31 protein-coding genes are annotated in these 25876 nt (G+C 67.1%); 15 read left to right on the forward strand and 16 right to left on the reverse strand.

From position 1 onward, the window contains the following. From ahpF to ABDV68_RS04005, 3 genes are all read right to left on the reverse strand, one after another. Positions 1-1335 (reverse strand): alkyl hydroperoxide reductase subunit F (gene ahpF / locus ABDV68_RS03995; protein WP_343518364.1); only part of this gene is annotated, 1335 nt, incomplete at its 3' end. 109 nt (positions 1336-1444) lie between these two features. Then, a complete protein-coding gene (gene ahpC, locus ABDV68_RS04000; RefSeq protein ID WP_343518365.1) occupies positions 1445-2008 on the reverse strand; it encodes an alkyl hydroperoxide reductase subunit C in 564 nt (187 codons plus the stop codon). A gap of 136 nt (positions 2009-2144) precedes the next feature. Then, entirely contained in the window at positions 2145-2909 is a 765-nt protein-coding gene (locus ABDV68_RS04005; protein WP_343518366.1) for a sulfite exporter TauE/SafE family protein, read from the reverse strand. A 161-nt stretch (positions 2910-3070) separates the two neighbouring features. On the opposite strand from ABDV68_RS04005, the gene epsC reads away from it, so the two are divergent. Together epsC and ABDV68_RS04015 are read left to right on the forward strand one after the other, a co-directional pair. Next, positions 3071-3769: a serine O-acetyltransferase EpsC gene (gene epsC, locus ABDV68_RS04010; protein WP_343518367.1), complete on the forward strand. Its 699-nt coding sequence runs from the start codon at positions 3071-3073 to the stop codon at positions 3767-3769. Then, positions 3766-4107 (forward strand): DUF2794 domain-containing protein, encoded by a 342-nt coding sequence (locus ABDV68_RS04015; RefSeq protein ID WP_343518368.1) that lies wholly within the window; start codon positions 3766-3768, stop codon positions 4105-4107. The genes epsC and ABDV68_RS04015 overlap by 4 nt, the downstream gene beginning before the upstream one ends. Before the next feature lie 16 nt (positions 4108-4123). Here the strand turns inward: ABDV68_RS04015 and ABDV68_RS04020 are convergent, their stop codons facing one another. Next, on the reverse strand, positions 4124-4399 hold the full coding sequence (locus tag ABDV68_RS04020) for an acylphosphatase (protein ID WP_343518369.1): 276 nt from the start codon (positions 4397-4399) through the stop codon (positions 4124-4126). Positions 4400-4536: 137 nt separating this feature from the next. Between ABDV68_RS04020 and ABDV68_RS04025 the strand changes: the two genes are divergently transcribed. Beyond that, entirely contained in the window at positions 4537-5319 is a 783-nt protein-coding gene (locus tag ABDV68_RS04025; RefSeq protein ID WP_343518370.1) for a polyphosphate kinase, read from the forward strand. Here ABDV68_RS04025 and ABDV68_RS04030 read toward each other — a convergent pair. After that, positions 5316-5552: a hypothetical protein gene (locus ABDV68_RS04030; protein WP_343518371.1), complete on the reverse strand. Its 237-nt coding sequence runs from the start codon at positions 5550-5552 to the stop codon at positions 5316-5318. The two genes, ABDV68_RS04025 and ABDV68_RS04030, sit on opposite strands and share 4 nt — an antisense overlap. Positions 5553-5599: 47 nt before the next feature. After that, positions 5600-6235 carry a carbonic anhydrase gene (locus tag ABDV68_RS04035; protein ID WP_343518372.1) on the reverse strand — a complete coding sequence of 212 codons (636 nt, stop codon included), beginning with the start codon at positions 6233-6235 and terminating at the stop codon, positions 5600-5602. A gap of 65 nt (positions 6236-6300) precedes the next feature. Here ABDV68_RS04035 and lipA point away from each other — a divergent pair, with 65 nt between their 5' ends. Together lipA and ABDV68_RS04045 are read left to right on the forward strand one after the other, a co-directional pair. Beyond that, positions 6301-7239, forward strand: coding sequence for a lipoyl synthase (gene lipA, locus ABDV68_RS04040; RefSeq protein WP_343518373.1), 939 nt, complete (start codon positions 6301-6303; stop codon positions 7237-7239). Then, positions 7239-7733, forward strand: coding sequence for a type II toxin-antitoxin system RatA family toxin (locus ABDV68_RS04045; RefSeq protein ID WP_343518374.1), 495 nt, complete (start codon positions 7239-7241; stop codon positions 7731-7733). Before lipA ends, ABDV68_RS04045 begins: the two co-directional genes overlap by 1 nt. Here ABDV68_RS04045 and ABDV68_RS04050 read toward each other — a convergent pair. The 5 genes from ABDV68_RS04050 to ABDV68_RS04070 form a co-directional block, all read right to left on the reverse strand. Next, positions 7661-8197: a CinA family protein gene (locus tag ABDV68_RS04050; protein ID WP_343518414.1), complete on the reverse strand. Its 537-nt coding sequence runs from the start codon at positions 8195-8197 to the stop codon at positions 7661-7663. The two genes, ABDV68_RS04045 and ABDV68_RS04050, sit on opposite strands and share 73 nt — an antisense overlap. Continuing rightward, entirely contained in the window at positions 8194-8715 is a 522-nt protein-coding gene (locus ABDV68_RS04055) for a hypothetical protein (RefSeq protein ID WP_343518375.1), read from the reverse strand. Before ABDV68_RS04055 ends, ABDV68_RS04050 begins: the two co-directional genes overlap by 4 nt. 5 nt (positions 8716-8720) lie before the next feature. Continuing rightward, positions 8721-9863, reverse strand: a complete 1143-nt coding sequence (locus ABDV68_RS04060; RefSeq protein WP_343518376.1) for a bifunctional 2-C-methyl-D-erythritol 4-phosphate cytidylyltransferase/2-C-methyl-D-erythritol 2,4-cyclodiphosphate synthase — start codon at positions 9861-9863, stop codon at positions 8721-8723. Positions 9864-10073: 210 nt separating this feature from the next. Next, on the reverse strand, positions 10074-10355 hold the full coding sequence (locus ABDV68_RS04065; RefSeq protein ID WP_343518377.1) for a hypothetical protein: 282 nt from the start codon (positions 10353-10355) through the stop codon (positions 10074-10076). After that, on the reverse strand, positions 10348-10542 hold the full coding sequence (locus ABDV68_RS04070; protein ID WP_343518378.1) for a hypothetical protein: 195 nt from the start codon (positions 10540-10542) through the stop codon (positions 10348-10350). Before ABDV68_RS04070 ends, ABDV68_RS04065 begins: the two co-directional genes overlap by 8 nt. A 216-nt stretch (positions 10543-10758) precedes the next feature. On the opposite strand from ABDV68_RS04070, the gene dusB reads away from it, so the two are divergent. From dusB to ABDV68_RS04120, 10 genes are all read left to right on the forward strand, one after another. Beyond that, the gene (gene dusB / locus ABDV68_RS04075; protein ID WP_343518379.1) at positions 10759-11784 is read left to right on the forward strand and encodes a tRNA dihydrouridine synthase DusB; all 1026 of its coding nucleotides are present in this window, start codon (positions 10759-10761) and stop codon (positions 11782-11784) included. After that, positions 11760-12860, forward strand: a complete 1101-nt coding sequence (locus ABDV68_RS04080; protein ID WP_343518380.1) for an ATP-binding protein — start codon at positions 11760-11762, stop codon at positions 12858-12860. Before dusB ends, ABDV68_RS04080 begins: the two co-directional genes overlap by 25 nt. Then, on the forward strand, positions 12860-13114 hold the full coding sequence (locus ABDV68_RS04085; RefSeq protein WP_343518381.1) for a hypothetical protein: 255 nt from the start codon (positions 12860-12862) through the stop codon (positions 13112-13114). Before ABDV68_RS04080 ends, ABDV68_RS04085 begins: the two co-directional genes overlap by 1 nt. Next, positions 13111-14553, forward strand: coding sequence for a nitrogen regulation protein NR(I) (gene ntrC / locus ABDV68_RS04090; protein ID WP_343518382.1), 1443 nt, complete (start codon positions 13111-13113; stop codon positions 14551-14553). Before ABDV68_RS04085 ends, ntrC begins: the two co-directional genes overlap by 4 nt. Positions 14554-14613: 60 nt before the next feature. Then, on the forward strand, positions 14614-16869 hold the full coding sequence (locus ABDV68_RS04095; RefSeq protein ID WP_343518383.1) for an ATP-binding protein: 2256 nt from the start codon (positions 14614-14616) through the stop codon (positions 16867-16869). 4 nt (positions 16870-16873) lie between these two features. After that, a complete protein-coding gene (locus ABDV68_RS04100; RefSeq protein WP_343518384.1) occupies positions 16874-18250 on the forward strand; it encodes a sigma-54 dependent transcriptional regulator in 1377 nt (458 codons plus the stop codon). Between the two features lie 103 nt (positions 18251-18353). After that, positions 18354-18926 (forward strand): RNA chaperone Hfq, encoded by a 573-nt coding sequence (gene hfq / locus ABDV68_RS04105; protein WP_343518415.1) that lies wholly within the window; start codon positions 18354-18356, stop codon positions 18924-18926. A 23-nt stretch (positions 18927-18949) separates the two neighbouring features. Next, positions 18950-20242: a GTPase HflX gene (gene hflX / locus ABDV68_RS04110; RefSeq protein ID WP_343518385.1), complete on the forward strand. Its 1293-nt coding sequence runs from the start codon at positions 18950-18952 to the stop codon at positions 20240-20242. Next, entirely contained in the window at positions 20239-20889 is a 651-nt protein-coding gene (locus ABDV68_RS04115) for a peptidylprolyl isomerase (protein WP_343518386.1), read from the forward strand. The genes hflX and ABDV68_RS04115 overlap by 4 nt, the downstream gene beginning before the upstream one ends. Positions 20890-20964: 75 nt before the next feature. Next, the gene (locus ABDV68_RS04120; RefSeq protein WP_343518387.1) at positions 20965-21309 is read left to right on the forward strand and encodes a hypothetical protein; all 345 of its coding nucleotides are present in this window, start codon (positions 20965-20967) and stop codon (positions 21307-21309) included. On the opposite strand, the gene mazG is transcribed toward ABDV68_RS04120, so the two are convergent. Genes mazG through metG form a run of 5 tightly spaced genes read right to left on the reverse strand, consistent with a single transcriptional unit; the run spans position 21296 to position 25840 of the window. Further along, entirely contained in the window at positions 21296-22084 is a 789-nt protein-coding gene (gene mazG, locus ABDV68_RS04125) for a nucleoside triphosphate pyrophosphohydrolase (RefSeq protein ID WP_343518388.1), read from the reverse strand. The genes ABDV68_RS04120 and mazG overlap by 14 nt on opposite strands. Positions 22085-22115: 31 nt before the next feature. Continuing rightward, positions 22116-22739 (reverse strand): TIGR02281 family clan AA aspartic protease, encoded by a 624-nt coding sequence (locus ABDV68_RS04130; protein WP_343518389.1) that lies wholly within the window; start codon positions 22737-22739, stop codon positions 22116-22118. After that, a complete protein-coding gene (locus ABDV68_RS04135) occupies positions 22736-23500 on the reverse strand; it encodes an MBL fold metallo-hydrolase (RefSeq protein WP_343518390.1) in 765 nt (254 codons plus the stop codon). The genes ABDV68_RS04130 and ABDV68_RS04135 overlap by 4 nt, the downstream gene beginning before the upstream one ends. Before the next feature lie 10 nt (positions 23501-23510). Beyond that, positions 23511-24290, reverse strand: a complete 780-nt coding sequence (locus tag ABDV68_RS04140; protein ID WP_343518391.1) for a TatD family hydrolase — start codon at positions 24288-24290, stop codon at positions 23511-23513. Next, positions 24287-25840, reverse strand: coding sequence for a methionine--tRNA ligase (gene metG / locus ABDV68_RS04145; protein WP_343518392.1), 1554 nt, complete (start codon positions 25838-25840; stop codon positions 24287-24289). The genes ABDV68_RS04140 and metG overlap by 4 nt, the downstream gene beginning before the upstream one ends. Positions 25841-25876 lie beyond the last annotated feature (36 nt).

The following is a 25876-nucleotide window of genomic DNA, read 5'->3' on the forward strand; positions in this document are numbered from 1 at the left end:
CTGGACGAAGATGCCCTCGAGCTCGATGTCGTGCTCCGCGCCCGAGCTGCGGTCCTTGTAAGTGAGGCCAGTCACCTTCTCGGCACCGTTGACGCGCGTGGTGAGCGCCGACGTGATGACCTTGACGTTGGACAGGCTGGCGAGCTTGCGCTGGAGCACGGCGTCGGCGCGGAGCTGGCTGTCATATTCGATCAGCGTGACGTGCGCGACGATGCCGGCGAGGTCGATCGCCGCCTCGACCCCGGAATTGCCGCCGCCGATCACCGCGACGCGCTTGCCCTTGAACAGCGGGCCGTCGCAGTGCGGGCAATAGGCGACGCCCTTGTTGCGATACTCCTCCTCGCCGGGGACGCCCATCTGGCGCCAGCGCGCGCCGGTGGAGAGGATGACCGTCCTGGCCTTGAGGCTGGCGCCGTTGGCCAGCACCACCTCGTGGAGCCCACCTTCGCGCGTCGCCGGGACGAGCTTGTCGGCGCGCTGGAGGTTCATGATGTCGACGTCATTGTCCTTGACGTGGCCTTCGAGCTGCGCGGCGAGCTTGGGACCTTCGGTATAGGGGACCGAGATGAAGTTCTCGATGCCCATCGTGTCGAGCACCTGGCCGCCGAAACGCTCGGCGGCTACGCCGACGCGCAGCCCCTTGCGCGCGGTGTAGATCGCCGCGGCCGCGCCGGCAGGGCCGCCGCCGACCACGAGCACGTCGAACGGCTCCTTGGCGCCGAGCTTCTCCGCCGCCTTGGCTTCGGCACCGCTGTCGAGCCTGGCGACGATCTGCTCGAGTTCCATCCGGCCCGAGCCGAACGGCTGGCCGTTGAGGAAGACGGTGGGGACGGCGAGCACCCGGCGGGCGTCGACCTCGTCCTTGAACAGCGCGCCGTCGATCGCGACGTGGCTGATCCTGGGGTTGAGCACCGCCATCAGGTTGAGCGCCTGCACCACGTCGGGGCAGTTCTGGCACGACAACGAGAAATAAGTCTCGAAATGCAGCTCGCCTTCGAGCCCCTTGACCTGCTCGATCACCTCCTGCGCGGCTTTGGAGGGGTGGCCGCCAACCTGGAGCAGGGCGAGAACCAGCGAGGTGAACTCGTGACCCATCGGGATGCCGGCGAAGCGCACGCCGATGTCGGTCCCGGCGCGGCGGATCATGAAGCTCGGCTTGCGCTTATCGTCGCCGCGGACGAGCGTGATCTTGCCGCTGAGCTCGGCGATCTCGGTGAGCAGGGTTTCGAGCTCGTGCGACTTGGCGTCATCGCCCAGGCTGGCGACCAGCTCCACCGATTCGCGGATATGGACCAGATAGCCCTCGAGCTGCTGCTTGAGATGTGCGTCGAGCATCGGAAACTCCTGAAACTGAAAACAAAACGGCCCGGGGCGACGGGAAGATTCGCCCCGGGCCGCCTGTGCGCCCGCTAAGGGGGAGGGGAGCGAGCGCTTGGGATCTTGCTTAGATCTTGCCGACGAGGTCGAGCGACGGGGCGAGGGTCTCTTCACCCTCTTCCCACTTGGCCGGGCAGACTTCGCCGGGGTGCGCCGCAACATACTGTGCCGCCTTGATCTTGCGCAGCAGCTCCTGCGCGTTGCGGCCGACGCCCTCGCTGGTGATCTCGACGATCTGGATCACGCCCTCGGGATCGATGACGAAGGTGCCGCGATCGGCCAGGCCCTGGCTCTCGCGCAGCACGTCGAAATTGGTCGCCAGCGCGTGGTTCTGGTCGCCCAGCATGTAATAGTTGATCTTGCCGATCGCGGGCGAGGTGTCGTGCCACGCCTTGTGGCTGAAATGCGTGTCGGTCGACACCGAATACACCTCGACGCCCATCTTCTGGAGGGTCGGGTAGACGTCGGCGAGGTCCTCGAGCTCGGTCGGGCAGACGAAGGTGAAGTCGGCCGGATAGAAGAAGAAGACGGCCCACTTGCCGCGCACGTCGGCGTCGGTGACCTCGACGAACTTGCCTTCCTTGAAGGCGGTCGCGGTGAACGGCTTGAGCGAGCTTCCGATGAGGGCCATGTTCTGGTTTCTCCGTTATGATGCAGTGCAGCTTGTGCGACGCCGCATCTAGGGTGCGGCGCAGCGCGAGTGAAATGGGAAGTCTCGTTCGGATTGATCGAGACAATCACTCAATTTCGGAGAATTGATCGGGCGATCAGACCAGCGCTTTGTAGACGCTGTAGCTGCTGGTAAGCGTCAGCACGATGCCGACCATGATCAGCAGCGTCTTGGTCGGCACCCGCTTGGCGAGCAGGGCACCGAACGGCGCAGCCAGCACGCCGCCGACGAGCAGGCCGACGACCGCCTCGGTGAATGCCGAGAGGCCGAGGTGGAAGATGAAGGTGATCGACACCGACAGGGTGAGGAAGAACTCGACGCTGTTGACCGTGCCGATCGTGTAGCGCGGCTGCGTGCCCTGGATCAGCAGGTTGCTGGTGACCACCGGGCCCCAGCCACCGCCGCCCGCCGCGTCGAGGAAACCGCCGGCGAGGCCGAGCGGCTCGACCACCCTCGGCTCCTTGTGATGGCGCGTCGGGAAGCTGATCCCGCGCCACAGCAGGTAGATGCCAATCGCCGCGAGATAAGCCATCACGAACGGCCGCGTGACCGAAGCGTCGAGCGAGGTGAGCAGATAGGCGCCGGTGACGCCGCCGATCACGCCGGGGACGAGCAGGCGGAAGAACAGCTTCCAGTTCACATTCTTGTGGATCGCATGGCTGATGCCCGAGACGCCGGTGGTGAAGCATTCGGCGAGATGGACGCCGGCCGACGCGGTGGCCGGAGGCACGCCGAGGACGCTGACCAGCAGAGTGCTCGAGATCACGCCGAACGCCATGCCCAGCGCGCCGTCGACGATCTGCGCGGCGAAACCGACAGCGAGGAAAGGAAGCAATGCCTGGAAGTCGAAGGCTTCGAACATCAATCCTCTTTCGCGCTGGTTGCGGGCGGCCGGGTGTGGCCCGGCATTTCAATCCCTACAAGATACATCGTGTTTAGACGAGACAAGCGGGAAAAATGCGCCAAGCTGGAAAAGTCATTGTTCCATGCCTAAATAGCCGCGCAGACAAAGGGGCCTGTTCCATGTTCCGTCGTCTCGGAGCCTATCTCGATTCGATTCGCGCGCGGGATCCCGCGCCACGGAGTCGCGCGGAAATCCTGCTTTATCCAGGGGTTTGGGCGCTGTTCTGGCACCGCGTCGCGCACCGGCTGTATCGCGCCGACCTGTTCTTCCTCGCCCGTTTCGTGAACCACGGCTCGCGCTGGCTGACCGGCATCGATATCCATCCGGGTGCGAAGATCGGGCGCAATTTTTTCATCGATCATGGCTTCGTGGTGATCGGCGAGACTGCCGAGATCGGGAATGACGTCACCATCTACCAGTGTGTGACACTCGGCGGGACGAGCCCCGACAATGGCGTCGCGGGCAAGCGGCACCCCACGCTGATGGACGGCGTGATCATCGGCTCGGGCGCGCAGGTGCTGGGGCCGATCACGGTGAGCCCGCGCGCGCGCATCGGCGCCAATGCGGTGGTGACCAAGGACGTGCCCGAGGGCGCGGTGATGGTCGGCATCCCGGCCAAGGCGACCTTGGTCGAAGCCGACAAGTGGCAGAAGGATTTCGTGCCTTATGGCACGCCGTGCAGCGAGCTCTACGACCCTGCGACGCAGAAGCTCGAGATCATGCGCTGCGAGCTCGAGGCGATGCGCAAGCGCGTCGACGAGTTGCTCGCCGAGCGTGAGACCCGGCGCAACGCCGAGGAGCAGCGCGACCGCGCGTGACCGGCATCGTCACCCCGTTTCCGCTGCGCGCGCCCGGCCAGGTCGGGTTCGAACGCGCCGAGCTGACGCGCATCCTCGACCTTTACGGTCGCATGGTCGCCGCCGGGCACTGGAAGGACTATGCCATCCAGATGGGCCGCGACGCTGCGGTCTTCGCCGCCTTCCGCCGCGCCGCCGAGCGGCCCGAGTTCCGGGTCGAGAAGCGCCCGGCGCTGCGCAACCGCCAGGGCATGTGGGCGCTGGTCAACGAGGCCGGCGCGGTGCTCAAGCGCGGGCACGAACTCGGCCCGGTGCTCGCCCCGGTCGAGCGGCGGCTGATGAAGCTGGTCGAGGACTAGGACAGGCCGCGGCGCCTCAGGCGGTGAAGCGCTTGGTGAAGCCCTTCACATTGCCCGCTTCCGCCGGCATCGCATCGACTCGCTCGACCTGCGCCATCATCGGCCCTTCGCGGCAGCGGTCGACAAAGGTGTCGAGCGCCATGTCCTCGCCGTCCGCGAGGATCTCGACTCGCCCGTCCTGAAGGTTGCGGACCCATCCGATCACGCCGAGCTGGCGCGCGGTGCGCACCGCCCAATCGCGATACCCGACGCGCTGCACGCGTCCCTCGATCACCAAACGCTGAGCACTCATATTCACTTGACCCCGCACACATGCGCCAACGCGGCGCATGCGATTGTCATAATTCAGGGATGGGGCGGCTGCGAAGGCCGCTCAGGCGCGAATCCGGGGCATTTCAGCGCGGATTCAGTGGTGTTAGGGTGCCGCGCATGAAGATCGACCTCAGCCACTACGAAAGGGGCGACAAGTTCGCCGGCGACTATGACGACGCGCTCGCAGCGGTGCAGGAGCGGCTGGAGCACATCCAGGTCGCGCACATCGTGCACAAGCGCGCCGCGATCCTGGTACTCGAAGGCTGGGACGCCGCGGGCAAGGGCGGGATCATCAAGCGCATGACCGCGCAATGGGACCCGCGCTTCTTCGAGGTGATGCCGATCAGCGCGCCGAGCGAGAACGAGCTCGCGCATCATTTCCTGTGGCGTTTCTGGCGACAGCTGCCCGCCAAGGGCCATATCGCGATCTTCGACCGCAGCTGGTACGGCCGCGTGCTGGTCGAGCGCGTCGAGGGCTATGCCGGCAAGGCCGAGTGGACGCGCGGCTATGACGAGATCAACGATTTCGAGGCGCAGCAGATCGACGCGGGGGCGACGGTGGTGAAGCTGTTCGTTCACATCACGCAGGAGAAGCAGGACAAGGAGCTCGCGGAGCGGCTCGACGATCCGTGGAAACGGTGGAAGACGGGCCCCGACGACTATCGCAACCGGGCGAGGCGGGCGGACTATATCGACGCGATCGAAGAGATGTTCGCGCGGACCAGCACCAAGGCCGCGCCGTGGACGGTGATCGACGGCAACAGCCGCAAGGCGGCGCGGATCGCGGCGCTTACCGCGATCGCTGACCAGCTCGCGGCGAAGGTGCCGATGGTGCCGCCCGCGATCGATCCCGAATTCGAGAAGATGGCGCGGCGCGCGCTGGCCGCAGGCAAGCCCTAGGTCGAGTTGCTGTCGGCGCCGCGCGCCGGCTTCACCGCGGTATCGTTGTCGATATCGTCCTGCTTCTCGACGTCGGCGCGCGCCTCAGGATCGCGGACGCGGTCGAGCTCGTTCCGTGACGCCATGTCGCGCGCGAGATTGCCGCCGCCGCTGCCCTGCGCCTCGGGGAAGGTGTCCTCTTCCTCGATCAGGTCGGCATCGGTGGTCGCGCTGTCGGTCTTGTTGATGTCCATCATCCGTCTCCTCGCATCCTCAATGGGCGAGGCGGGGAGGCGTTCCGTCAGGCGGGTGCGAACTGCCCGTTTTCGTCCATGACGTGCAGCACGCCATCGGCGATCGCGAAATAGGCGCCGTGGATCGTGAGCAGCCCCTTCGCCTCTCGCTCGGGGATGCAGGGGAAGGTGCGCAGATTGGCGATCGAGACCCGAACGGTCTCGAGCTCGAGGGCGCGGATCGCTTCAGGGCCATGGCCGTGTTGCTTCACGATGCGGTCGCGCGCCTCGTCGAGCAGATCGACCCAGTGCGCGATGAAGCCGCCTTCCCCCGGGCGGGCCCCGGCGAAGCGGTGCGAGAAGGCGGCATGAACGCCCCCGCATGCGCCATGCCCCATCACCACGATCTCTTCGACTTCAAGCTGAGTGACCGCGAATTCGAGTGCGGCGCTGACGCCGTGGCGGCCGCCACCGAGCTCGAAGGGAGGCACAAGGTTGGCGATGTTGCGCACCACGAACACCTCGCCCGGGTGTGTGCCGAAGATCGTCGCGGGGTCGACGCGACTGTCGGAGCAGGCGATGACCATCACTTTCGGACTCTGGCCGTGGCTCAGTTCCGCCCAGCGCGCATGCTCGCGCGGCCACTCCTCGGCGCGGAAGCGATGATAGCCGGCGACGAGATCGGAGAAGTGGGTGTGAGTCATACGGTCCCCCATGACGCAGGCGGTAGGGGCTGGCAAGCCGCGGGCGGGATCGCTATCTGCGCCCCATGAGCGAAATGGCCCCGATCCCCGAAGCCCGTCCAGAACGCCAGCGCAAACCCGACTGGATCCGCGTTAAGGCGCCGACCTCCGCCGGATTCGCCGCGACGCGCGCGCTGATGCGATCGAAGAGCCTGACGACGGTGTGCGAGGAAGCGGCCTGCCCGAACATCGGCGAATGCTGGAGCAAGAAGCACGCGACGGTGATGATCCTGGGCGACACCTGCACCCGTGCCTGCGCTTTCTGCAACGTCAAGACCGGCATGCCGCGCGCCGTCGATCCGATGGAGCCGAACAACGTTGCCGACGCCGCGGTGCAGATGGGGCTCGAGCATATCGTGATCACCTCGGTCGACCGGGACGACCTGCCCGACGGCGGGGCGAAGCAGTTCGTCAAGGTGATCGAGGCGATCCGCAAGGCGAGCCCTACCACCACGATCGAGATTCTGACGCCCGACTTCCGTAACAAGCACGAGCAGGCGATCGAGATGATCGTCGCGGCGCGGCCCGACGTCTACAACCACAATCTCGAGACGGTGCCGCGGCTCTATCCGACGATTCGCCCGGGTGCGCGCTATTATGCCTCGATCCGGCTGCTGGAGACGGTCAAGAAGCTCGATCCGTCGATCTTCACCAAGTCGGGCGTGATGCTCGGGCTGGGCGAGGAGCGGCTCGAGGTCCATCAGGTGATGGATGACATGCGCTCGGCCGACATCGATTTCCTGACGATGGGCCAGTATCTCCAGCCCACACCGCGCCACGCCAAGGTGCAGGATTTCGTGACCCCGCAGGCGTTCGACGCCTATGCCGCGATCGCCCGGGCCAAGGGCTTTCTGCTGGTCGCCTCCTCGCCGCTGACGCGGTCGAGCTACCATGCCGGCGACGACTTCGCGAAGATGAAGGCGGCGCGAGAGGCCAAGCTGGCAAAGGCGGCGGTTCCGGCCTGATGCCGAAGCACAGCGAGACCCGGCGGCTGCCCTATACGCCGGAGCAGATGTTCGACCTGGTCGCCGATGTCGGCCGCTATGGCGAGTTCCTGCCCTGGGTCAGCGCGGTGCGGGTCCGGTCGGACAGCGAGACCGAGATGGTCGCGGACCTGATCGTCGGCTTCAAGGGGCTGCGCGAGACGTTCAGCAGCCGGGTCGAGAAGCAGCGGCCGGAGCATATCCGGGTCGACTATCTCGACGGGCCGCTCAAGCACCTCCACAACGACTGGACCTTCCGGCCCGACGGGCAGGGCGGGGTGCTGATCGACTTCTGCGTCGACTTCGCCTTCAAGAGCCGGGTGTTCGAGATGCTGGCGGGGCAGGTATTCGACCGCGCGCTGCGGATGATGATCAACGCGTTCGAGGAACGCGCGGCGCGGCTCTACGGCGATTCGACGTCGGGCGCGGCGGGCTCGCCGGGGAGCAGCAGCTCGAGCGCGCACAGCGCCGCCTGAAGCCGCACGCCGCCGCGGCCGAGATCGCCGAACTCGCGAGTATCGGCGACCACCACATCGGGGTTGGCATCCTTCTCGGCACGGGCGAAGACGACATGGCCGACGGGCTTCTTGTCGCTCCCGCCGCCGGGGCCGGCGATGCCGGTGATCGCCACCGCGACATCGGCGCCGCTTTCCTCGAGCGCGCCCTGCGCCATGCTCCACGCCGTCGCGATCGACACCGCGCCGAAGGTCTCCAGCACGTCGCGGCTGACCTTGAGCTCGGCCATCTTGGCGTTGTTCGAGTAGACCACGAATCCGGCCATCAGCACCTCGGACGAGCCGGGGATTTCGGTGATCGCGGCGCTGACCAGGCCGCCGGTGCAGCTTTCGGCGACCGCGACGGTGCGGCCGGCGAGGCGGTTGGCATCGACGACCTTACGGGCGGCCTCGACCAGCTTCTGGGGGAGAATCGTGTCCATCATCGCGGGCGGGCCATAGTGCATATCGGAAGCCTTGGCGCGCGCTTTTCGTCATTCTGGCTGAGCTGGAGCAGCGCGGCGAACACCGCCGCGAGATTGCGCGGCGGCAGCGGCGCGAGATTGGACACGATCTTGTCCAGCCCCGGACAATCGGCGGGCTGGATCTGTTGCGCGATCGCGGGCGCGACGATCGTGCGCACCGCGGGCATCGCGAACTGCGAGTCGGCGATCGCCTCCCCGCCCGGCCCGAGCAGCTTGCGGATGCCGCCCTGCGCCGCGGGCATCGCGGGCGCCACACCGGCGTTGATGCGCGCCAGGAATGCGGCGCTGGGCTGGCGAAGGAACGGCTGCTGCGGGCAGGCGCGGCCCATCTCGCGGATGACATCGGGCAGCATCACCTGGAACAGCGCTTCGGCCTCGCCATCGGTGAGACACGGACGGGCGGATTGGGCCGAGGCGGCGGTCGAAGCAGCAAGGCCGGCCCAGAGCAGGGCCGTGGCGGCGAGACGGGAAATACGCATGGGAGTTACTCCGGTACACGGACCGTGGCGATGGCCTGGGCGGCCATGCCTTCGCCGCGGCCGGTGAAGCCCAGCCGCTCGGTGGTGGTCGCCTTGAGGCTAACCCGTGAGACGGGGAGGCTCAAGATGGCGGCGATGCTGGCGCGGATCGCCTCGCGGTGCGGGCCGATCTTGGGCGCCTCGCAGATCAGGGTGAGGTCGACGAAGTCGATGGTCCCGCCCTGTTCTCGAACCAGTGCGGCGGCGTGTTCGAGAAACCGCGCCGAAGCCGCGCCGCGCCATTGGGGGTCACTCGGCGGGAAGTGCATGCCGATATCGCCCGCGCCGATCGTGCCGAGCAGCGCGTCGGTGATGGCGTGGAGCGCGACGTCGGCGTCGCTGTGGCCCGATAGGCCCCTGTCGTGGGAGATCAGGATGCCGCCGAGCCACAGCTCCTGCCCCGCTTCGAAGCGGTGGACGTCGAAGCCAGTGGCGCTGCGCGAGACCAGGGGGGGAGCATGGCGGGCCTCGGCGGCGGCGAAGTCCTGGGGGTGGGTGATCTTTTCGAGCATGGGGTCTCCCGGGACCAGCATGACGTCATGGCCCGCGCGGCGGAGCATCTGAGCGTCGTCGGTGGCCTCTTCATGTTCCGGCCACACGCGGTGGGCGGCGAGGATCGCGTCGAAGTGGAAGGCTTGAGGCGTCTGGATGCGGTTGAGGCCGGTACGGGGCACGTTGTTGCCGAGCGTCGCGTCGCCATGGGCCAGCGTGTCCGCGACGGGGAGGACGGGGACGGCCCCCGGAGCGTGGTCGAGCGCTTCGAGCAGGGCGTCGATCACGGCAGCGGGGAGGAAGGGGCGGGCGGCGTCGTGGATGAGGACACGGGTGACGCCCTTGGCTGCGAGGGATTCCAGGCCGGCGCGGACGGAGTCGCGGCGTTCGGTGCCGCCAGTGACGAAATTGACAGATTCACCGAGATTTTCGCGGGTGTAAACTTCCTGCCCTTCGCCGATGACGACGGTGACTTCGGTTATCGCGGGGTGGGAAGATAGCGCAGCAACACTATGCGTGAGCATGGGTTTTCCGCAGAGCATAGCGAACTGCTTGGGGACGGAGCCGCCGGCGCGGACACCCTTTCCGGCGGCGACGATGAGGGCGGCGATTGTCATTGGATGCGGGCCGCGGAGGTTCGGAAAGTCCCAAAAGTCACACTGCCACGCGCGCGAAGGCGTAAGCATGCCGCGAGCGAACGGATAACGGGATGGGAGACGGGGTTTCGCATCCCGGCTGCGTAGCGTTTGGAGGGCGTGTAGGAAAGTTTGCTAGGCCTACGGATTAGCGGATCTTTGGTTGGCTTGGACGGAACGGCGCAAAAACCCTCAACACGGTCGGTGCCTCATCGGAGATCTTTCCAACCGCGCATCGTGGTAGATGAGCTTCATCTTGAAGCGGTCGGTCTCAATCATTGTGGCAAACATATCTCGCCGCAGCCGCGCTGACCAAACCGCAGCCTCCTTGTCGTCGTTGAGAAAAACGAAACCCGGATCGGCCAGTGACCAGTTTGTACCGAAAGGATATCCGCCCGGTTCCCCGGCCGCCTCCCAGCGTTCATAGTCGGTCAGTTCATCGCGCCAGGAATGCTGCCAGGTGTCATCACTCAACGCGGTCGCATTGGTCGAACTCGACGACATGGGTAAGCGTGAGCAAATAGGTTCCGCGCGCGGGATCGAAGCAGTTTTCGATCTCGAAGACATAATCGCGGCCATGATCCGCGAGGCCGTGCCCCATAACGCCGAAATCGTCCGTCGGTAGATGGTGGTCGTGCAGAAGCTGAAGGAGCGGACTCATTCCGAAGTCGTAGAAGTGGGCGACACGGCTTACAAGCTGGCGCAGGCGAAGAAGCGGGACACTGGCTCAAGGCCCGGGGTGATGGAGAGAGGAGACAAGAAGACACTCCCCAACGCCTCCCGCAGGCGGGAGGGGCAAGAAGAGATCGGCGATAGTACCTCCCTTGCATCTCCCCCGTTGCGCCTGTAGAGGCCGCTGCCTATTTTTCAGGCACACATGACGATGCTCAAGCCCATCCAGATCGGCCCGGTGACGGTCGAGACGCCGGTGCTGCTCGCGCCGATGACGGGGGTCACCGACCTGCCGTTCCGCCGGCTCGTGCGCCGCTACGGCTCGGGGCTCAACGTCACGGAGATGATCGCGAGCCAGGCGGCGATCCGCGAGACGCGCCAGTCGATCCAGAAGGCGGCATGGGACCCGATCGAGGAGCCGGTGTCGATGCAGCTGGTCGGCTGCACGCCCTATGAGATGGGCGAGGCGGCGAAGCTCAACGAGGATCGCGGGGCGGCGATCATCGACATCAACATGGGCTGCCCGGTGCGCAAGGTGACCAATGGCGATGCCGGGTCGGCGCTGATGCGCGTGCCGGAGCTGGCCGCGCAGCTGATCGAGGCGTGCGTCAAGGCCGTGAAGGTGCCGGTGACCGTCAAGATGCGCATGGGCTGGTGCCATGACAGCCTCAACGCGCCCGAGTTGGCGCGCGTCGCCGAGGATATCGGCGCCAAGATGATCACGGTGCACGGGCGCACCCGCAACCAGATGTACAAGGGCAGCGCCGACTGGGCGTTCGTCCGCAAGGTCAAGGATGCGGTGTCGATCCCGGTGATCGTCAACGGCGACATCTGTTCGCCCGAGGATGCGCGCACGGCGCTCGAGCAGTCGGGCGCCGACGGTGTGATGATCGGGCGCGGTGCGTATGGCAGGCCGTGGCTGCTGCGCCAGGTAATGGACTCGCTGAGCGGGCAGGGGGAACGGCCGGACCCGAGCATCGACGAGCAATATGCCCTGATCGCAGAGCATTACGCCACGATGCTCGACCATTATGGCGAGATGACCGGCGTCAACCTCATGCGCAAGCACATCGGTTGGTACACCAAGGGGCTCCACGGTTCGGCGGAGTTCCGCAACAAGGTGAACCAGGAAGCCAAGGCGGCGACGGTGCTGGCGATGCTCGACGAGTTCTATGGCCAGTTCCGCGGAAAGCCGCTGCACGAGCTATGGCCCCGCCAAGAAGCGGCCTGAGGCCGCCGCCGCAAGCCGGCGAGCCCGACCTGACCGAGATTTTCGGCGGCCTGCCGGTGGCCGCGCTGGTGCTCGATCCGCAGGACCGGGTGGTGCGCGCCAACATGGCGTGCGAGCATCTGCTCAATCATAGCGAAAAGGCGATGCTGGGACAGCGGCTCGATCGCATCGTGACGCCGCCCGAAGGCTATCTGGGGCGGCGCGACGGGCACGGCTTCGCGGCCTTCGACGTCGAGATCGAGCCGACCCGGTCGCCGCGCATCCGCGTCGATTTCGTCGAGCAGCCGATCACCGAGCATCCCGGCTGGCGCATCGTGACCTTGCACCAGGCGCCGACCTCGCGCCGGCTGTCGGTGGGCGCCGACCGCAGTGCCGGCGCGCGCGCCGCGGTGGGTGCGGCGGCGATGCTGGCGCACGAGATCAAGAACCCGTTGTCGGGCATCCGCGGTGCGGCGCAGCTGCTGGCCGATGACGGCGGCGAAGGGCGCGCCGAGCTCACCCAGCTGATCACCACCGAGGTCGACCGCATCGCCGCGCTGATCGACCGGATGCAGGACTTCACCGACACGCGCCCGCCCAAGCTGGCGCCGCACAACATCTATCCGTTGCTCGACCATGCGCGGCGCGTTGCACTGGCCGGGTTTGCGCGCGGGATCGTGATCGAGGAGCGCTTCGATCCCTCGCTGCCGCCGGTGATGATGGACAAGGACGCGTTCCAGCAGGTGGCGATGAACTTGCTCAAGAACGCCGCCGAGGCCCTCAAGGACACGCCCGAGCCGCGGATCGTGCTGGCGACTCAGTATCGCCATGGCGTCGCGATGCGGCCGGCGCCCGACCAGCCGCGGCGCTGGCTGCCGATCGAATTCTCGGTCAGCGACAACGGGCCGGGCGCGCCGGCCGACATCGCCAGCCATTTGTTCGAGCCCTTCGTGTCGGGCAAGCCCGAGGGCAAGGGGCTGGGCCTTCCGCTGGTCGAGAAGCTGGTGCGCGACATGGGCGGGGTGGTCGAATATGCGCGGGCGGGCGATCCCGAGATGACGGTGTTCCGCGTCAACTTGCCGAGGGCGGACGGGTGATGCTCGACTGGGTCGATATCGTCGGCTGGGCCGGCGCGGTGCTGGTGCTGGCGGCCTATGGCCTCGTCTCGACCAAGCGGCTCGACGGCGACAGCGTGATCTATCAGCTGCTCAACGTCGCGGGTGCGGCGGGGATGCTGGTCAACACCTATGTCCGCGGGGCACTGCCCTCGGCGGCGCTCAACGTGATCTGGATCGGAGTCGGCATCTACGTGCTGGCGCGGATCGCGTTTCGAACGCGGCAAGACGCATGAGCGTGACCGGCTCCGTCCTGATCTGCGACGACGACGCCGCGATCCGCACCGTCGTGACCCAGGCGCTGCGCCGGGCCGGGCATCGCGTGACCGCCGCGGCCTCGCTGGGCGAGCTCAAGCGGGAAATGCGCGGTGCCATCCCCGACGTGGTGGTGACCGACGTGGTGCTGCCCGACGGCAACGGGCTCGACTTCGTCGCGACGCTGACAGGGGAATATCCCGACCTGCCGGTGATCGTGCTGTCGGCGCAGAACACGCTGGCGACCGCGGTGCGCGCGACCGAGGCGGGGGCGTTCGATTACCTGCCCAAGCCGTTCGACCTCGACGCGCTGACCACCGCTGTCGGGAGCGCGCTGGCGCGCGGGCGGCGGCTGGTCGACGACCTCCCCGCCGCGGAGGATCATGCGCTGTCGCTGATCGGGCGCTCGCCGGCGATGCAGGACGTGTACCGGGTCATCGCGCGGGTGGTCTCGAACGAGCTCACCGTGCTGATCAGCGGGGAGAGCGGGACCGGCAAGGAGCTGGTGGCGCAGGCGATCCACGATCTGGGGCCGCGGCGGCGCGCGCCGTTCGTCGCGCTCAACATGGCGGCGATTCCGCGCGAGCTGATCGAGGCCGAGCTGTTCGGGCATGAGAAGGGCGCCTTCACCGGCGCGGCGGCGCGGGTGGCGGGCAAGTTCGAGCAGGCGTCGGGCGGCACGCTGTTCCTCGACGAGATCGGCGACATGCCGATGGAGGCGCAGACTCGGCTGCTGCGCGTGCTGCAGTCGGGCGAGTTCACGACGGTGGGCGGGGCGCGGGCGATCCGTGCGGACGTGCGCATCGTCGCGGCGACCAACAAGGACCTGATGGGGCAGGTGGTGGCGGGGGCGTTCCGCGAGGACCTGTTCTACCGCCTCAACGTGGTGCCGATCGCGCTGCCGGCGCTGCGCGAACGCCGGCAGGACATCAAGCTGCTCGCGCGGCATTTCCTCGACCGTGCGGTCGAGGACGGGCTGCCGCGCAAGGCGATCGGCGACGATGCGATCGCGGCGCTCGAGGCGCATGACTGGCCAGGCAATGTCCGCGAGCTCGAGAACCTGATGCGGCGCATGGCCGCGCTGCACCGCGACGAGTGGATCGACGCGGCGGCGGTGCGCACGATGCTGGGCGAGGCGGCGGCCTTGCTTCCCGCGGCGCGCGACGAGGGGATCGAAGCGGCGGTGCATGCGCGGCTGGCGCGGATCGCGGTGGAGGAGCCCAAGGTGCTGGAGGACGGCACGCTCTACGACCGCATCATCGGCGAGGTCGAACGCCCGCTGATCGAGGCGATGCTGGCACGCCATGGCCAGAACCAGCTGCGCGCGGCGCGGGCGCTAGGGATCAATCGGAATACGTTGCGCAAGCGGCTGGATACGCTGGGGATCGATGTCGGCGGGCGGCAGGACGATGCGGTCTAGCGGCGGCGCGTTCGAATAAGTGTGTTTTCAAGGCAACGGTCTTGTTGTAGCCCTGCAACGATGACTGCCGTCGCCGAGCCGATTGTCGAGACCGAAGTGCCCGCGCGGCGCTTCACGGTTACGCCAATCCTCGAGCTGGTGGTGTTCGGGATCGCGGTCGGCGTGATGCTGACCACTTACTTTGTGGTCAGCGGCAATACCGGATCGCAACGGTTGTTGACCCCGCCACTGGTCGCGCTGCTGCTGGTGTCGAACCTCGTGCCGCTGGTCGCGCTGATCGTGCTGATCGGCCGCCGTATCGCGATGCAGCGCGCGGCGCGTTCGCCGCTCGGCGGGCGGGCGCGGCTGCACGTTCGGCTGGTGGCGATCTTCTCGATCCTGGCCAGCGTGCCGACCATCTTCGTGTCGATCGTGGCATCGCTGCTGTTCCAGTATGGCGTCGAGTTCTGGTACTCCGATCGCGCGCGATCGATGCTGGAGAATGCGTCTGCGGTGGCAACCGGCAGCTTCGACGATCTCAGTCAGCGTGTCGGCGCGAATACCGAAGCGATGGCAATCGACCTAGCGGTCCGCCTGACCGAGGTGCCGATCGACAGCCAGGACTTCATCAATACCCTGTTGGTGCAAACGACGCAGCGCGAGCTTTCCGAAGCGGCGATCGTCCGGCAGTCCGGAAATGGCGAGCTGCAGACGCTTGCGATTCTGAATCCCTACGAGCGCCTCATCGAGGAGCAGGTCAGCGCCAGCGCGATCCGCGAGCTCAAGGCAGGAAAGAAGCCCGTGGTGGTCGAGGATGCCGGCGGGCGCATCCGCGCGCTCACTCGCTTCCCCAACAGTCAAGATACGTACCTCTACGCCGCGCGCGTCGTCGACCCTGCGCTGCTGGAACGCAAGGCGCGGGCGGAATCAGTGGTGAGCAGCTATCGCACACTGACCGAGCGCTCGCGCACGCTGCAGCTGCAGTTCAACGTCGCGCTGCTGCTGCTGTCGTTGCTGATCGTGGGCCTCGCGGTATGGGTCGCGCTGGAGATCGCCGACCGGCTCGTGCGGCCCGTCGGCGACCTGGTGAAGGCGGCGCGCGACGTGGCCGAGGGCGATCTCGGCACACGCGTACCGACGCCCAAGTCCGAGGACGAGATCGGCATCCTCGCCACCGCGTTCAACCGCATGACCGACCGGCTGCAGGAGCAGACCAACGCGCTGGTCGACGCCAATGCCGAATCCGAGAGCCGCCGCGCGCTGATCGAGGCGGTGATGTCCGGCGTGACCGCGGGCGTGGTGTCGATCGACGCCGACCGCCGCATCCGCGTGATCAACAGCTCGGCCATGGCGCTGCTCAACCCCGGCGAGGCGCCGGTCGGGCGCGTGCTCGGCGAGATCGCGCCCGAGCTCGACGCGGTGCTCGACGGCGCGCTGCGCGAGGATATCGTGCAGATCACCACCGGCGGCGAGGCGCGTACGCTGGCGGTGAAGGTCACCCGCGACGAGGCGGGGCAGGTGCTGACCTTCGACGACATCACGCAGCAGTTGCTCGACCAGCGCCGCGCGGCCTGGTCCGACGTGGCGCGGCGCATCGCGCACGAGATCAAGAACCCGCTGACCCCGATCCAGCTCGCCGCCGAGCGCCTCCAGCGGCGCTACGGCAAACAAGTCGATGCCGAGGACGGCACCTTCGCCAAGCTCACCGACACGATCGTGCGCCAGGTCGGCGACCTGCGGCGCATGGTCGACGAATTCTCGTCCTTCGCGCGCATGCCCAAGCCGATCTTCCGCGAGGAGTCGCTGCTCGACATCGCACGCCAGACGATGTTCCTGCACGAGGTGGCGAAGCCCGAGATCCGCTTCAGCCTCACTCATCCCGATCCGGTGCCGACCCTGGTGTGCGACCGCCGCCAGCTCGGCCAGGCGCTGACGAACCTGGTCAAGAACGCGGTCGAGGCGGTCGAGGCGCGCACCGAGACCGAGAGCGGCGAGCCGGGCATGGTGTCGATGACGATTCGGGCCGGCGAGGGGCATCAGCTGCTGCTCGACATCGCCGACAACGGCATCGGGCTGCCCGCCGAGCGCGAGCGGATCGTCGAGCCCTATATGACGACGCGAAGCCGCGGCACCGGCCTGGGGCTCGCGATCGTCAAGAAGATCGTCGAGGAGCATTTCGGGACGATGGCGTTCGCCGACCGGCCGGGCGGCGGCACGCTCGTCACCTTGTGCTTCGACACCGCCACGCTGGAGCGGTTGACGGGAACCGGCGGCGAGGACGGGGAGGCGCCGGGGGGCGCCGTGCCCGCCGCACTCACAAGAACGAAGAACGGGTAGGCGTATGACGTTGGACATTCTGGTCGTCGACGACGAGAGCGACATCCGCGAGCTGGTCGCGGGCGTGCTCGAGGACGAGGGCTATGAAACGCGCGGCGCGGCGGACAGCGACGCCGCGCTGGAGGCGATCGCCGAGCGGCGGCCGAGCCTGGTGCTGCTCGACGTGTGGCTGCAGGGATCGCGGCTCGACGGGCTCGAGCTGCTCGACGAGATCAAGCGGCGCGACGCCTCGATCCCGGTGCTGGTGATTTCGGGCCATGGCAACCTCGACACCGCGGTGGCGGCGATCCGGCGCGGCGCATCCGACTTCATCGAGAAGCCGTTCGAGGCCGAGCGACTGCTGCTGCTGGTCGAGCGCGCGACCGAGACCGAGCGGCTGCGGCGCGAAGTCGCCTCGCTGCGCGCGAGCGTGGGGCGTGAGACCGACCTCACCGGCAGCTCGGGATCGATCAACGGGGTGCGCGCGACGCTCAAGCGCGTGGCGGCGACGGGCAGCCGGGTGATGATCACCGGTGGCCCGGGCACCGGCAAGGAGGTTGCCGCGCGGCTGCTGCACGAGTGGAGCAACCGCGCGACCGGGCCATTCGTGATCGTCAGCGCGGCGCGGATGACCCCGGAGCGCGTCGAGGAGGAGCTGTTCGGCGTCGAGGACGGCGACCTGGTCCATCCGGGACTGCTCGAGCAGGCTCATGGCGGGACCTTGTTCCTCGACGAGATCGCCGACATGCCAATGGCGACTCAGGGTCGCATCCTGCGCGTGCTGACCGAGCAGAAGTTCAACCGCGTCGGCGGGCAGCGCCAGGTCAAGGTCGATGTCCGCGTGGTCTCCGCGACCGCGCGCGACCTGATGGGCGAGATCGCCGAGGGACGCTTCCGCGAGGACCTGTTCTACCGGCTCAACGTCGTGCCGGTGGCGATCCCTCATCTGACCGAGCGGCGCGAGGACATCCCGCCGCTGGTCGAGCATTTCGTCGCGCATTACGCCAACGAGCGCCGCGTGCCGACGCCTGAGGTCGCACCCGATGCGATGGTCGCGCTGCAAAGCTATGAATGGCCGGGCAATGTCCGCCAGCTGCGCAACGTGGTCGAAGCGACGGTGATCCTCGCGCCGGGCGACCGGATCGGCCGCATCGACATCGACATGCTGCCGACCGAAGTGCTCGGCCGGCGCAATAGCGAGAGCGACGGCGCCGGCGCGACCGCGATGATGGGCGCGCCGCTCAAGGAAGCGCGCGAGACGTTCGAGCGCGAGTATCTGCGCATCCAGATCCGGCGCTTTTCGGGCAACATCTCGCGCACCGCGCACTTCATCGGGATGGAGCGCTCGGCACTGCACCGCAAGCTCAAGCTACTCGGGATCCACGAGGGTCGCGAGGAATGATCGAATCCTCCCCCGCCAAGGGTGGCGGGATTTCCAGCATCACGCTGCCGTTACGTAAACGCTTGTCGGGCGAGCTATAGACCTTCGCCTGCCGACCCCTTACATTGCCGCCACGCGCCTCGGGTGGCGCGCCTCCGACGCCGGGAAACGGCGCCATTGCGGGAAAAATCCCGCCAAGAACAGGACCGCTAATATGGCCGACAAGCAGACCTCGCTCCAGGACCTCTTCCTGAACGCGCTCCGCAAATCCAAGACCCCCGTCACGATGTTCCTGGTCAAGGGCGTCAAGCTGCAGGGCATCGTCACCTGGTTCGACAATTTCTCCGTGCTGCTGCGCCGCGACGGCCAGTCGCAACTGATCTACAAGCACGCCATCTCCACGATCATGCCCTCGGGCGCGGTCGACGTCGCGTCGATCGTCGACGCGGTGCCCGAGAACGCCTCCAAGAACCCGGTTCTGCAGGAGATTTTCCTGAACGCCGTCAAGCGGCAGCAGGAGAATGTCACGATGTTCCTGGTCAATGGCGTGATGCTGCAGGGCGGGATTGCGGCGTTCGACCTGTTCTGCATGCTGCTCCAGCGCGACGGGGTCTACCAACTGGTCTACAAGCACGCGGTGTCGACCATTCAGCCGGCGCATCCGCTGAACCTCGCCGACGATGGCGAGGAGGGGTGAGGGGCGACCTCGCCTAGCGGCCTATGAGTACCGGCTTCGATCGTGATCAGGACGAATTCGCGCGCGGCGCGCGAGCAGTCGTCGTCTATCCCGACCTCGGCGGCAGCACACGTGACGCCGAGGCGCGGCTGGAGGAGACCGCCGGCCTCGCGCTCGCCATCGGCGTGGAAGTGGTCGAGCGCGTGCCGCTGCGCATCCGCGCGCCCAAGCCGGGCACGCTGATCGGATCGGGCCAGGTCGAAGCGCTCGCCGAGACGGTGCGCGACCGCGAGCTGGGGCTCGCCGTGTTCGACGCCGCACTGACCCCGGTGCAGCAGCGCAACCTGGAGACCGGGCTCGGCTGCAAAGTGATCGACCGGACCGGGCTGATCCTCGAGATCTTCGGCGAGCGCGCCCGGACGGCCGAGGGCCGGTTGCAGGTCGAGCTTGCGCATCTGGACTATCAGGCGGGCCGGCTCGTGCGCAGCTGGACTCACCTCGAGCGCCAGCGCGGCGGCTTCGGCTTCCTCGGCGGCCCGGGCGAGACTCAGATCGAGGCCGACCGCCGGCTGATCCGCGACCGCATGGCGCGGCTGAAGCGCGAGCTCGATTCGGTGAGCCGCACGCGCGGGCTGCACCGCGAGCGGCGCCAGCGCGCGCCGTGGCCGGTGATCGCGCTGGTGGGCTACACCAACGCCGGAAAGTCCACGCTTTTCAATCGTATGACCGGCGCTGACGTCATGGCGGAGAATCTGCTGTTCGCGACGCTCGACCCGACATTGCGGCAGATTTCGCTGCCGGGCATCGACAAGGCGATCCTCTCCGACACGGTGGGTTTCGTCTCGGAACTGCCCACCCAGCTCGTTGCCGCGTTCAAGGCGACGCTCGAGGAAGTGGTGTCGGCCGACCTCCTGATCCATGTCCGCGATATCGCCCATCCCGACAGCGCCGCGCAGAAGGACGATGTCGAGAAGGTACTGAGCGAACTGGGCGTCGATGCGGCAACGCCGCGGCTCGAGGCGTGGAACAAGCTCGACCTGCTCGACGACGCGCGCCGCGGCGGGTTGCTCGCCGAGGCGGACAAGCGTGACGATGTCGTCGCGGTGTCGGCGCTGAGCGGGGAGGGGATCGATACGCTGGTCGACAAGGTGTCGGGCCTGCTCACCCAGGGCCATCGCCGCTACACCATCACGCTCGATCCCAGCGACGGCGCAGGTGCGGCATGGCTTCACCAGCATGGCGACGTCGTCGAGCACTGGATGGCCGGCGAACGCGCGGTCTATGAGGTGCGGATGGCACCCAAGGATTATGAGAGGTTCGAGGTTCGAGGCGCATGATGTTGAACAAGCGTGCGTTTCTTGCGCTTGCAACAATCGCGCTCGTCTCCGCCGCACCGCCCGAGCCGGCGACCGTGCGGGTCCGGCTGGTGACCTCGGCGGGCAACATCACGGTGGCGCTCGACGCGCGGCGGGCACCGAAGACGGTCGCCAACTTCATGTTCTATGTCGATGACGGGCGGCTGGAGGGCACGAGCTTCTACCGCACGGCGCGGCGCAAGGGTGACCCGAAGCTGGGCTTCGTCCAGGGCGGGATCGGCACCGACGCGCGACGGATCCTGCCCGCTCTGCCGCTCGAGCCGACCAGTCGCACGGGGATCAGGCATGTGAGCGGCGCGATCTCGATGGCGCATGGGCTCGATCCCAATTCGGCGAACGGCAATTTCTCGATCATGGTCGGCGACAATCCCGCGCTCGACGCGCGGCCGGGCAATCCCGGTTTTGCGGCGTTCGGCAAGGTGGTCGGCGGGATGGACGTGGTGCGCCGCATCCTCGCGCTGCCGAGCGGAGGCGGGCGCGGGGTGATGCGCGGGCAGATGATCCTCAAGCCGGTGCGGATCCTGCGCGCAGAGCGGCTCGACGGGGCGCCGCGCCCGAGCGGACGCCCCAAGCCGTGGCTGATCAAGATGCCGTGGCGCGACAGCTGACCGAACCGTCAGCTTTTCCCCTCGATCGGGCGATTCCCACTTGCTGCAACGCAGCATCATCGTCACATTGTAGGGATGGATACCAACGGGGCCGACTCGCCGGCCAACCCGACACCGATCGTGCTGGAGGGGATCGTCAGACAGCTATGCCTGACCGCGACCTATAACCGCACGCGCATGGTGCTGGCGCCGCACATCCTCTACCAGCGCGGCGAGGCGCTCTATGTCGACGCTCAGGTGGTGTCGCGCGACTTCGTGATCCCGCGCGAGGAGAAGATCGGCACGTTCAAGATCGACGGGCTCAAGGGCCTGACGCTGACCGAGCGGAGCTTCGCGATCAGCAAGCTGTTCGAGCCCGAAGCCGAGAAATATGCCGGCACCACGCTGATGGCGGTCGAGACGGCGGTCAGCGCCGCTTAGCGGCCACCCACAATTCCTCTTTCGCATTGAGCGAGAGCCCGGCGAAGGCGTCGCCGGCCTCCGCTTCCATCGCGCGAAAGCGGCCTTCGAACTTGGCATTGGCGGCGCGAAGCGCGGCTTCGGGGTCGATGCCGAGCTTGCGCGACCAGTTGACCACCGCGAACAGCAAGTCGCCGATCTCCTCCGCGCGAGTCGCGTCGTCGGCCGCCTCGACCTCGGCGAGTTCCTCGTCGATCTTGGCGCGGGCGCCGCTGGGATCGGGCCAGTCGAAGCCGGTGCGTGCGGCGCGCTTCTGGAGCTTCTCGGCACGGGTGAGGGCGGGGAGACCGATCGCGACGCCGTCGAGCGCGCCCGCCGCCCCCTTGCTCCCCCGCTCGGCGGCCTTGATTTGTTCCCAGAGGTGATGGCCGCCCTCGGCCGCGCCACGGAAGATGTGCGGATGGCGGCGCTCCATCTTGTCGCAGATCCCGGCAATGACGTCGGCCAGGTCGAATTGGCCGGCTTCTTCCGCCATGCGGCTATGGAAGATCACCTGGAGCAGCAGGTCGCCAAGCTCGTCCTTGAGATCGGGCATATCGTGGCGTTCGATCGCGTCGGCGACCTCATAGGCTTCCTCGATCGTGTACGGCGCGATCGTGGCGAAGGTCTGGACGGTATCCCATTCGCAGCCGGTCACGGGATCGCGCAGCCGCGCCATGATCGCCATCAGCCGCTCGATCCCGGGGGGCTCGATCGCCGCGAGATCGATGGCAGGGGGCAATTTCCGGTCACTCATACGAAAGTCCGATAATACACATTATGTTAAATCACATTGCGGTTGCGGTGCGCGGTTGCGGCTCGAGGATCAGGACGTTCCCCTCCACCCGCCACGAACGCAGTCGCGACAGGAAGTTCATCCCCAGCACGTCGAGATCGCCGAAGCTCGGCGCGACGAACACGACGAGGTCGTCGGTGCCGAGCGGCCCGACCTCGACTCGCTCGGCGCGTGCGCGACGTGCCTCAACCGTGCCGTTGGCAGTCGACACGCGCACCGGCGCGCCGCGGTCATAGTCGATGCCGGCAGCCTGCGCGGTCGCCGCGCTGATCGCGCTCACCGTGGCGCCGCTGTCGATCAGCATGCGCCGCTCGACGCCGTTGATCGTCGCACGCGCCCAGAAATGGCCGTCGGGCGACAGGCGAATGCGCACGGTCTCGCCCTCGGCGACCTGTGGGGCTTCCGAGATGCCGATCTGCGCGCCGAGCGTATTTAGCTGGTCGAGGATCGTGTGACGGTTGACGACCAGGAGATAGAGCAGCCCGCCGATCACCGCCCAGCCGAGGATCGTCTTGACGATGAAACCCATGGGCAGCCGCCGGATGCTGAGCGAGCCCAGAACCAGCACCAGGAACCCGACCAGCGCGACGAGCTGAACGATCTGCGATTCGTTCAAACCTGAATCTCCATGCCGTCATAGCCGGGCTCGACCCCTTTGGGCAGCTCGGCCAGCAGCGTTCTATAGTCCATCGTCTTGTCCATATGCACGAGGACGGTGCGGCGTGCACCGCATTTGCGCGCCCAGGCGAGCGTCTGTGCCAGATGTGGGTGCGTCGGATGCGGCTCGTGGCGGAGCGCATCCGCGACCCACAGGTCGAGGCCAGTATAGAGCCGTTCCATGTCCGCGGTAAATTCATTGAAATCAGTTGCATATCCAACTGATCTCCCATCATGTTCAAAGCGCAGGCCGGCCGAGATGATGCCGCCATGCGGCTGATCGACCGTGCCGATCCGGATATCGCCGATGGTCATGCCGTCGGCGAGGAGGTCCATCGTCGCGGTCGCGCGATACGGGCCACCGCCCTCGAACACATAGCGGAAGCGCTCGGGCAGGCCGCGCATCGTCGCCTCCGGGGCGAACCCCGGCACCGGGGCGCCGCGCATGTGCATCAGCTGACGCAGGTCGTCGATGCCGTGGCAGTGATCGGCATGGTCGTGAGTCCAGATGACCGCATCGACGTCCGCGACATCGGCAGCGAGCAACTGTGCGCGCATGTCGGGACTGGTGTCGACGAGGATACGCGTGGTCGCGCTCTCGACCAGGATCGAGGCGCGGGTGCGGCGGTTGCGCGGCTCGCCAGGGTCGCAGGTCCCCCAGTCGTTGCCGATCCTCGGGACGCCCGAGGAAGTCCCGGAGCCGAGGATGCGGACTTTCACGCCCCCACCCTTACACCAACGTTTTCGCGAACAGTTCGTGGAAGTTGGCGCGCGTCGCCTCGGCCAGCTCCTCGGGATCCTCGCCGCGCAGCTGCGCGAGGAAGCGACAGGTGTCGGCGACGAAGGCCGGCTCGCCGGTCTTGCCCCGGTGCGGCACGGGAGCAAGGAAGGGGGCGTCGGTCTCGATCAGCAACCGCTCCAGCGGCAGGCGCGCGGCGGTGTCCTGGAGGTCGCGGGCATTCTTGAAGGTCACGATGCCGGAGATCGAGATGTAGAAGCCGAGCTCCATTGCCTTGTCGGCGAAATCGCCGCTCGCAGTGAAGCAGTGGATCACGCCGGGATAGGCGCCCTTCCCCATCTCGTCGGCGAGGATGCGTGCCGTGTCTTCCTCGGCGTCGCGGGTGTGGACGATCAGCGGGAGGCCGGTCTCGCGGCTCGCGGCGATATGGGCGCGGAAGCTCGCCTGCTGGCGGGCGCGGTCGCTATGGTCGTAATAATAGTCGAGCCCGGTCTCGCCGATGCCCACCACGCGCGGATGCCGGGCGCGATCGACGAGCCTGGCAGTGTCGATGTGCGGATGCTCGTCCGCCTCGTGGGGGTGGATGCCGACGGTGGCCCAGACGTCGGGCTCGCGCTCGGCGGTGGCGAGCACCTCGTCCCATTCGCGCTCGCGCGTGGCGATGTTGAGCATCGCCACCACGCCGCTCGCGCGGGCGCGCGCCAGGATGTCGGGCTGCTGCTCGCCGAGCCCCTTGTAGTTCAAGTGGCAATGGCTGTCGGCAAGCCTCATGCGGCCGCGTCCGCCAGCTCGAGCCGCGGAAACACGCCGGTCGGCGGCGCGAGGCGGAAGCTCGAGGAGGTCAAGGCGTCGTACCAGCCCTTGTCGTCGAGCGCGGCGTGATCGCGCGCGTCCTGGCCGAGCTGGTCGAGGATTTTGCCGGCGGATTCGGGGATCACCGGCAGCACCAGGATGGCGAGATCGCGGATCGCGCGGACGAGGGTGCCGAGCACGGCGTGCATCCGCTCAGCGTCGGTCTTGCGCAGCGCCCAGGGTGCCTGCGCATCGATATACTGGTTGCAGGCGAAGACAGCGCGCATCCACGCTTCCAGCGCCTGGCCGAGCGCGAGGTTCCCGAACGCCTCGCGGAACTCGCGGCCGGCGTCGTCCACGATGGCGAGCAGTTCGGCATCGGCTGCGTCACCGCGCCCCGCCCCCGGCAGCTCACCCTCGAGGTTCTTGGCGATGAACGCCAGCGTGCGTTGCGCGAGATTGCCGAAGCTGTTGGCGAGATCGGCGTTGGCGCGGGTGACGATCGCTTCGTCGCTGAAGCTGCCGTCGCTGCCGAAATTGACCTCGCGCAGCAGGAAATAGCGCAGCGCATCGACGCCATAGAGCCGCGCCAGCTCCATCGGGTCCACGACATTGCCCGTCGATTTCGACATCTTCTCGCCGCGGTTGAGGATGAAGCCGTGTGCGAACACCTGTTTGGGCAGCGCGATGCCGGCGGACATCAGGAACGCCGGCCAGTAGACGGTATGGAAGCGCGTGATGTCCTTGCCGATCAGATGCAGGTTCGCCGGCCAGTAATGTGCCAGCGGGGCATTCGTGTCGGGATAGCCGATACCCGTCAGATAGTTGGTCAGCGCGTCGACCCAGACATACATGACGTGCCCCGGCGAATCCGGCACCGGCACGCCCCAGTCGAAGCTGGTGCGCGAGATCGACAGGTCGACCAGCCCGCCCTCGACGAACTTGACGATCTCGTTGCGCGACCGCTCGGGCCGGATGAAATCGGGCTGCGCGACATAGAGGTCGAGCAGCTTCTGCTGGTAGTTGGAGAGCTTGAAGAACCACGTCTCCTCGGCGGTCCACTCGACCGGCGTGCCCTGGGGCGAAAGCCTGACGCCCCCTTCCCCTTCGGTCAGCTCCTTCTCCTCGTAGAACGCCTCGTCGCGGACCGAGTACCAGCCCTCGTAGCGGTCGAGATAGAGATCGCCATTGGCCTCCATCGCCTGCCAGATCGCCTGGCTGGCGGCATAGTGATCGGCGTCGACGGTGCGGATGAAGCGATCATATGAAATATTCAGATCGCGTGCCATATCACTGAAATAGGATGACATTTCATCCGCAAGCTGGCGCGCAGTGAGGTCGCGTGCACGGGCGGTCTGCGCCATCTTGAGGCCATGCTCGTCGGTACCGGTCATGAAGCGCACGTCGCGCCCCGCCTGGCGCTGGAAGCGGGCGATCGCATCGGCGGCGATCATTTCATAGGCATGCCCGATATGCGGCTTGCCGTTGGGGTAATGGATCGCGGTGGTGATGTAATAGGGTTCGGCCATGCGGCGGCTCTAGAACAAGCGCGCGCGGGTTTGAAG

The sequence above is a fragment of the Sphingomonas sp. genome (assembly GCF_039595165.1).
Classification (GTDB): Bacteria; Pseudomonadota; Alphaproteobacteria; order Sphingomonadales; family Sphingomonadaceae; genus Sphingomonas.

Excerpts from the sequence above, each read along its gene's own strand:
- ahpC (WP_343518365.1), bottom strand. The coding sequence starts at position 2,008 with ATGGCCCTCATCGGAAGCTCGCTCAAGCCGTTCACCGCGACCGCCTTC.
- ABDV68_RS04005 (WP_343518366.1), bottom strand. The coding sequence starts at position 2,909 with ATGTTCGAAGCCTTCGACTTCCAGGCATTGCTTCCTTTCCTCGCTGTC.
- epsC (WP_343518367.1), top strand. The coding sequence starts at position 3,071 with ATGTTCCGTCGTCTCGGAGCCTATCTCGATTCGATTCGCGCGCGGGAT.
- ABDV68_RS04020 (WP_343518369.1), bottom strand. The coding sequence starts at position 4,399 with ATGAGTGCTCAGCGTTTGGTGATCGAGGGACGCGTGCAGCGCGTCGGG.
- ABDV68_RS04025 (WP_343518370.1), top strand. The coding sequence starts at position 4,537 with ATGAAGATCGACCTCAGCCACTACGAAAGGGGCGACAAGTTCGCCGGC.
- ABDV68_RS04030 (WP_343518371.1), bottom strand. The coding sequence starts at position 5,552 with ATGGACATCAACAAGACCGACAGCGCGACCACCGATGCCGACCTGATC.
- ABDV68_RS04035 (WP_343518372.1), bottom strand. The coding sequence starts at position 6,235 with ATGACTCACACCCACTTCTCCGATCTCGTCGCCGGCTATCATCGCTTC.
- lipA (WP_343518373.1), top strand. The coding sequence starts at position 6,301 with ATGAGCGAAATGGCCCCGATCCCCGAAGCCCGTCCAGAACGCCAGCGC.
- ABDV68_RS04045 (WP_343518374.1), top strand. The coding sequence starts at position 7,239 with ATGCCGAAGCACAGCGAGACCCGGCGGCTGCCCTATACGCCGGAGCAG.
- ABDV68_RS04050 (WP_343518414.1), bottom strand. The coding sequence starts at position 8,197 with ATGATGGACACGATTCTCCCCCAGAAGCTGGTCGAGGCCGCCCGTAAG.
- ABDV68_RS04055 (WP_343518375.1), bottom strand. The coding sequence starts at position 8,715 with ATGCGTATTTCCCGTCTCGCCGCCACGGCCCTGCTCTGGGCCGGCCTT.
- ABDV68_RS04060 (WP_343518376.1), bottom strand. The coding sequence starts at position 9,863 with ATGACAATCGCCGCCCTCATCGTCGCCGCCGGAAAGGGTGTCCGCGCC.
- ABDV68_RS04070 (WP_343518378.1), bottom strand. The coding sequence starts at position 10,542 with ATGAGTCCGCTCCTTCAGCTTCTGCACGACCACCATCTACCGACGGAC.
- dusB (WP_343518379.1), top strand. The coding sequence starts at position 10,759 with ATGACGATGCTCAAGCCCATCCAGATCGGCCCGGTGACGGTCGAGACG.
- ABDV68_RS04080 (WP_343518380.1), top strand. The coding sequence starts at position 11,760 with ATGGCCCCGCCAAGAAGCGGCCTGAGGCCGCCGCCGCAAGCCGGCGAG.
- ABDV68_RS04085 (WP_343518381.1), top strand. The coding sequence starts at position 12,860 with ATGCTCGACTGGGTCGATATCGTCGGCTGGGCCGGCGCGGTGCTGGTG.
- ntrC (WP_343518382.1), top strand. The coding sequence starts at position 13,111 with ATGAGCGTGACCGGCTCCGTCCTGATCTGCGACGACGACGCCGCGATC.
- ABDV68_RS04095 (WP_343518383.1), top strand. The coding sequence starts at position 14,614 with ATGACTGCCGTCGCCGAGCCGATTGTCGAGACCGAAGTGCCCGCGCGG.
- ABDV68_RS04100 (WP_343518384.1), top strand. The coding sequence starts at position 16,874 with ATGACGTTGGACATTCTGGTCGTCGACGACGAGAGCGACATCCGCGAG.
- hflX (WP_343518385.1), top strand. The coding sequence starts at position 18,950 with ATGAGTACCGGCTTCGATCGTGATCAGGACGAATTCGCGCGCGGCGCG.
- ABDV68_RS04115 (WP_343518386.1), top strand. The coding sequence starts at position 20,239 with ATGATGTTGAACAAGCGTGCGTTTCTTGCGCTTGCAACAATCGCGCTC.
- ABDV68_RS04120 (WP_343518387.1), top strand. The coding sequence starts at position 20,965 with ATGGATACCAACGGGGCCGACTCGCCGGCCAACCCGACACCGATCGTG.
- mazG (WP_343518388.1), bottom strand. The coding sequence starts at position 22,084 with ATGAGTGACCGGAAATTGCCCCCTGCCATCGATCTCGCGGCGATCGAG.
- ABDV68_RS04140 (WP_343518391.1), bottom strand. The coding sequence starts at position 24,290 with ATGAGGCTTGCCGACAGCCATTGCCACTTGAACTACAAGGGGCTCGGC.
- metG (WP_343518392.1), bottom strand. The coding sequence starts at position 25,840 with ATGGCCGAACCCTATTACATCACCACCGCGATCCATTACCCCAACGGC.